Origin of the sequence: Actinomadura sp. WAC 06369, from assembly GCF_003947565.1 — a bacterium.
Lineage (GTDB): Bacteria > Actinomycetota > Actinomycetes > Streptosporangiales > Streptosporangiaceae > Spirillospora > Spirillospora rifamycini.
In genome coordinates this window covers 1-5,550 of the sequence record NZ_QHJN01000287.1, presented here as the reverse complement: position 1 = coordinate 5,550, position 5,550 = coordinate 1, and the positions used below count along the sequence as shown (strand labels likewise).

Annotated in this window: 7 protein-coding genes and 1 pseudogene; 5 read left to right on the top strand and 3 right to left on the bottom strand. The window is 75.2% G+C overall.

What is annotated here, in order from left to right; translation table 11 throughout:
* The coding region (locus DMH08_RS38225) for a hypothetical protein (protein ID WP_148108651.1) at window positions 1-464 on the bottom strand (464 nt) is incomplete at its 3' end.
* Window positions 465-638: 174 nt separating this feature from the next.
* On the opposite strand from DMH08_RS38225, the gene DMH08_RS38220 reads away from it, so the two are divergent.
* From DMH08_RS38220 to DMH08_RS41295, 4 genes are all read left to right on the top strand, one after another.
* Window positions 639-1,334: a DedA family protein gene (locus DMH08_RS38220; protein WP_125621116.1), complete on the top strand. Its 696-nt coding sequence runs from the start codon at window positions 639-641 to the stop codon at window positions 1,332-1,334.
* A gap of 108 nt (window positions 1,335-1,442) precedes the next feature.
* Window positions 1,443-2,225 (top strand): phosphatase PAP2 family protein, encoded by a 783-nt coding sequence (locus tag DMH08_RS38215; RefSeq protein ID WP_125621114.1) that lies wholly within the window; start codon window positions 1,443-1,445, stop codon window positions 2,223-2,225.
* Between the two features lie 263 nt (window positions 2,226-2,488).
* Window positions 2,489-3,427, top strand: a complete 939-nt coding sequence (locus tag DMH08_RS38210; protein WP_125621112.1) for an ABC transporter ATP-binding protein — start codon at window positions 2,489-2,491, stop codon at window positions 3,425-3,427.
* Window positions 3,424-4,218 (top strand): hypothetical protein, encoded by a 795-nt coding sequence (locus DMH08_RS41295; RefSeq protein ID WP_199748212.1) that lies wholly within the window; start codon window positions 3,424-3,426, stop codon window positions 4,216-4,218. Before DMH08_RS38210 ends, DMH08_RS41295 begins: the two co-directional genes overlap by 4 nt.
* Here DMH08_RS41295 and DMH08_RS38205 read toward each other — a convergent pair.
* A pseudogene (locus DMH08_RS38205) lies at window positions 4,197-4,844 on the bottom strand (response regulator); the annotation flags it as partial. The gene DMH08_RS41295 and the pseudogene DMH08_RS38205 sit on opposite strands and share 22 nt — an antisense overlap.
* Window positions 4,841-5,380 carry a hypothetical protein gene (locus DMH08_RS38200; RefSeq protein WP_233618062.1) on the bottom strand — a complete coding sequence of 180 codons (540 nt, stop codon included), beginning with the start codon at window positions 5,378-5,380 and terminating at the stop codon, window positions 4,841-4,843. The pseudogene DMH08_RS38205 and the gene DMH08_RS38200, both read right to left, overlap by 4 nt.
* Between DMH08_RS38200 and DMH08_RS42200 the strand changes: the two genes are divergently transcribed.
* Window positions 5,370-5,550 (top strand): hypothetical protein (locus DMH08_RS42200; protein WP_233618061.1); only part of this gene is annotated, 181 nt, incomplete at its 3' end. The two genes, DMH08_RS38200 and DMH08_RS42200, sit on opposite strands and share 11 nt — an antisense overlap.

Sequence of the window (5,550 nt, the reverse complement as noted above, 5' to 3'; positions counted from 1 at the left end):
GTCGTCAGATCCAGCCGAGTTCGGTGGGCGAGCCCGCGGGTGAGGGCGGCGGCGACCAGGGCGGTTCCGGCGTACCAGATGTAGTGGCCGGCGACTTCGTCCCACAGGTGGACGACGGGGAGGCCGGGGGTGTCGTTGCCGACGGAGTTGGCGGCGAGGTGGATGCCGTGTCCTTCGACGTAGGTGATGGCGCCGGTGAGGTAGAGGATCCAGGCGGTGCGGTCGGCGCGGGCGGTGTGGAGCGCGGCGGCGGCGGTGAGCAGGACGGCGTAGGGGGTGAGGATGTCGGCCCAGTCGGCCCAGCGGGTGTGGCCGATGGTGCCGAGCCCGGCGAGGCCGAAGCCGATGTGGTGGGTGAGGCCGTAGAGGAGTGCGCAGGCGGTGAGCCAGCGCAGGGGGCGTGCGTCGTGTTCGGCGGTCGGGTGGGTGTGCGGTTCGGCGGGTGCGGCCGGTGGCGTGGTCATGCCCCTCCCCTGGTTCGGCGGGTGTCCATCATGGCGCGGGTGGGGCGGTGCCGGGCGGCGCGGTGCCGGCCGGTCGGCTCGTCCGTGAGGCGGGGCGGGTACTGCCGAAAGTGGGGGGTGGTGTTGGTCGTTCGGCCGATGCCCGGGGCGGTGCCCGGTTTCTAGCGTCGTGGCATGGACGGTGTAACGGAACTGGTGCATACGGCGGTGACCTCGCCGTGGTTTTACCTCGTGCTCTTCGCGGTGGCGGTGATCGACGGGTTCTTCCCGGTCGTGCCGAGCGAGAGCACGGTCATCACGGCGGGCGTGTACGCGGCGTCGGCGGGGCAGCCGGACCTGGTGCCGGTCGTTGCGCTGGCGGCGGCGGGCGCGTTCATCGGCGACCACGTCTCCTTCACCGTGGGGCGGTTGTCGGGAGGGCGGCTGGAGCGGCGGTTGCGGCCGGGGACGCGGCGGCACGGCGCGTTCGCGTGGGCGGGCCGGACGCTGGCCGAGCGCGGCGGGCTGATCCTGGTGGTGGCGCGGTACGTGCCGGGCGGGCGGACGGCCGTGACGATGACGATGGGCGCGGTCGGGTATCCGCTGCGCTCGTTCTCGATGTTCGCTTCGATCGCGGCGGTGTCGTGGGCGCTGTACGGGGCGCTGCTGGGGTATGTGGGCGGGGTCGCGTTCGAGAATGATCCGATCAAGGGCGTCGCGGTGGGTCTGGGGCTGGCGCTGACGGTGACGGCGGTGGTGGAGGCCGTCCGTTTCGTGGTGCGTCGGCGCCGCGCGTCCGCCGTTTCCCCCGTGCCGGGCGGCGCGGACGGTGCGGAGGGCGGGCGGGATTCCGCGGATACGCCTCGTGTGGGGACTTTTCCCGGTGCGTGATCGTCCGACGTGACACGCTTTCCTTTCGGGTGACCGTAGGGTGAACTTTCGCGGTCCGCGAGGGGTCTGACCCGTGGAGCGGATCGCGTCGATGTGGAGAGGGAGAGGATGCAGGCGCCAGAGTTCAGCGCGGATCTCTACCGGGAGATCAGCGAGTTCGCGCACGGCACGCCGTCATGGGTGCACACGGTGGCCGAGATCGGTACGGACGCGGGGTTGCTGCTGTTCGCCGCGCTGTTCGTGGCGGGCTGGTGGCGGGCGCGCGGCGCGGACGCGCGGGCGATGGGGCTGGCGCTGGCGGCGCCGTTCGCGGTGGTCGCGGCGTACCTGGTGAGCGAGGTGTCCAAGACCTTCATCGAGGAGGAGCGTCCGTGCCGTGCGGTGGCGGGCGCGATGAACATCGTGGAGTGCCCGGCTCCGGGCGACTGGTCGTTCCCCAGCAACCACGCGACGATCGCGGCGGCGTCGGCTGCGGCGGTGGTGGTGGCGTGGCGGGCGATGGCCCCGGTCGTGCTGCCGCTGGCGCTGCTGATGGCGTTCTCGCGGGTGTTCGTGGGCGTGCACTATCCGCACGATGTCGCGGCGGGGTTCGTGCTGGGGTGTGTGGCGGCGCCGGTCGTGGCGTTGGTGCTGATGTGGGTGGCGGCGCCGCTGGTGGAGGCGTTGCGCGGTGTGCCGGTCGGTGCGGCGCTGCTGGGTCCGCGTCCGGCGGCCGCCGCTGCTGCGGCGGGTGTCGCCGGTGGGCCGGTGCCGGGCGGTGCCGTCGCCGGGGCCGCCGCGTCTCCGGCGGGGGCGGCGGTGGATCCGGGCGCGGGGCCGCGGGTGGATTCGGCGGTCACGATGCCGGACGTCATGGGCGGCGTGGTGCCGCGGCGGGAGCCGCGCCCCTGATCCTCGCGCGCGGGTGACCGCTGCGGCCCCTCGGGGGTGGTCGCGGTGGTCCCTGTGTTCTTGACGGGCCGTTCCCGCGGCGTGGAAGCGTCGCGGGGGCGGCCCGTCTGCATGTCCGGGGGGCGTGTCCGGGGTTCGGCGGCGATTGCGGCCGCGGGTCCGGAGATTGACGAAAGTGGGGGGACGCCGGTGCCGTTCGCGCACTGCTCGGCCCCTCCCCCGGCTCCTAGGTTCGTGCAGGTGAACACGGATCGGGAGACGCGATGATCACTGTGCGGGGATTGACGAAACGGTACGGCGGCCGCACCGCCGTCGACGGCCTGACGATGGACGTCGCGGCGGGGCGGGTGACGGGGTTCCTCGGCCCGAACGGGGCGGGGAAGTCCACGACGATGCGGATGGTCCTGGGCCTGGACCGCCCCACGTCCGGTGAGGCGCTCATCGGCGGCCGCGCCTACCGGGACCTGCCGCGTCCGCTGCGCGAGGTGGGGGCGCTGCTGGACGCCAAGGCCGTGCACCCCGGGCGGTCGGCGCGGCGGCACCTGCTGGCGATGGCGGCCTCCAACGGCATCCCGGTGCGGCGTGTCGAGGAGGTGCTGGCGGCCGTGGGGCTGGAGGCGGTCGCCGGGCGGCGCGCCGGGACGTTCTCGCTGGGGATGAGCCAGCGGCTGGGCATCGCCGGGGCGCTGCTGGGCGATCCGGGGGTGCTGCTGTTCGACGAGCCGGTGAACGGCCTCGATCCCGACGGGGTGCTGTGGGTGCGGCGGCTGATGCGGTCGCTGGCGGCCGAGGGCCGCACCGTGTTCGTCTCGTCCCACCTCATGAGCGAGATGCAGCTGACCGCGGACCGGCTGGTGGTCATCGGGAAGGGCCGCCTCCTCGCGGACGCGCCGGTTTCGGAGGTGATCGCCGCGAGTTCGCGGAACACGGTGCGGGTGCGCGGCCCGCGCGCCGGCGACCTCGCCGCGCGGATCACGGCCGGGCTGGGCCCGGAGGGGGCGCGGGTGCGGCCGGGCGACGAGGGCGAGCTGCTGGTGTCGGGGGCGTCGGCGGAGCAGGTCGGGACGGTCGCGCACGCCGCCGGGCTGCCGCTGTTCGAGCTGACGACCGTCCGGGCGTCGCTCGAGGAGGCGTACATGGAACTGACCGGCTCGAGCGTCGAGTACGACGCCGCGCCCGGCGCGGAGGTGACGGCGCGATGACCGCCCGGGACACGACGACCGGCGCGACGGCCGGCGCGACGGCTGGCGCGACGATCGGCCGGGCGACGGCCGGGGCGGGTGCGGTCCGGTCCGTGGACGGGCGGGCCCGGCCGGGTGCGGGCGGCGGGTTCCGCGGGGCGTTCGCCGCCGAGTGGATCAAGCTGTGGTCGGTGCGGTCCACCTGGTGGAACCTGGCGGGCGCGGTCGCCATGATGGGCGTGTTCTGCGTGATCCTGGCGACCGACACCGCGACGGACAACACCTCCGGGCAGCCCGGCGTCGAGCCGCCCGGGGCGGTCGCGGTGTCCGACATCCCGGTCGGCGCGATCGACCTGGTGCAGTTCGTGGTGCTGGCTCTGGCGATCCTGGCCGTCACCGGCGAGTACGCCACCGGAAGCGTCCGCACGACGCTGCAGTGTGTGCCGCTGCGCGGCCGGATGCTGGCGGCCAAGGCGTCCGTCGTCGCGGCCGTGACGCTGCCCGCCGGGGTCGTCCTGGTCCTCGCCGGTGCCGCGATCAGTGCGCCGGTCCTGGGCGAGTGGGGCCGTCTGGAGGCGGGCGGTCTCGTGCGGGACGCCCTGGCCGCGGGGGCGTACCTGGCGCTGACGAGCCTGCTGATGACGGGTGTCGCGGCGGTGCTGCGCAGTGCCGCGGCCACCCTCACCACGGCGTTCCTGTTCCTGATGGTGGTGCCGATGTCCCTGGCCAACGCCCGCTCCGACCTGCTGAAGAGTGTGGGGGACGCGCTGCCGGCGACGGCGGGCGCCCCGTCGACCAGACCGGCCTCATAGGCCACGATCGCCGCCTGCACCCGGTTCCTGACCTCCAGCCGCGTCAGGATGGCCGACACGTACGCCTTCACCGTGCCCTCCACCACGTGCAGCCGCTGGGCGATCTCGGCGTTGGACAGCCCGGCGCCCACCAGCGCCAGCACCTGCCGCTCCCGCGGCGTCAGGTCGGCGATGCGGCGCCGGGCGCGGGCCTCCTGCGACATGCGGCCGCCGCGCAGCTCCCCGATGACGCGGTGCGCCACCTTCGGCGACAGGTACGCCGCGCCGTCCGCGACCGCCCGCACCCCCGCGATCAGCTCGTGCGGGTCGCCCGACTTCAGCAGGAACCCGCCCGCGCCGCCCGACAGCGCCCGGACGATGTACTCGTCCTCCCCGAAGGTGGTCAGCATGACGATCCCCGTGCCGGGCGCGGCGCGGCGCAGCTCCTCCGCGGCGGCCAGCCCGTCCAGCCGCGGCATGCGGATGTCCAGCAGCGCGACGTCGGGACGGTGCGCCAGCACGCCCTCGACGGCCTCCCGCCCGTCGGCGGCCTCGGCGACGACCTCGATCCCGGGATCGGCGGCCAGGATCGCCCGCACCCCGGCGCGGATCATGGCCTCGTCGTCGGCGAGCAGTACGCGGATCACGGGGTTCCCCTTCGTTCGTCGAGCCGCCGCGACAGCACCGAGGTGCTGTAGGCGTCCTTGGTGATGAGGCGTCCGTCGGCGAAGCACAGCCGGTAGACCCATTCGGTGCCCAGCAGGTTGGCCTCCGGGCTGTAGTAGCGGCAGGCGGCGCCCGGCGGTTCGGGCACCGTCGCGCGGACGACGCCGGTCCCGGCCGTCTGCATGGCCGGCAGCGTCCGCTCGGCGTCCGCCTGGTCGGCGCCGATCCGCAGGGCGCGGTAGTCGGCGGGTTCCAGCACCGAGTTCAGCGTGACGTAGACGTGGTGGCCGGCCATCACGGCGCCCAGCAGCGCCAGCAGCGCCGCCGGGACGACGATCGCGGTGATCAGTCCGCGGCGGACCCGGCGGCGCGCCCACTCCAGGTACCGCGCGGACTCGCTCACCGGCCCCGGCGCCGCGCCCGGGTCGCCGGTGTCGCCGGGGGGCAGCCCGAACGTGGTGCGCAGGGCCGTCGTAGCGGGCGATGCGGCGTCCGCGGACGCCGCCTTGCCCCCCACGACGGCCCTGCGCACCCCGCTCGGGCTCCCCCCCCGCGCCACCGGCGACCCGCGCCGGGCGCCCGGGCCGGTCCGCCGCCTCGCGCCGGCCCCGGCGGGGGCGCGCCGCCGGCGCCGCCGCCGGCTGGTCGACCCCGTCCTCGGCTCCGCCGGCGTGCGCGCGCCGCTCG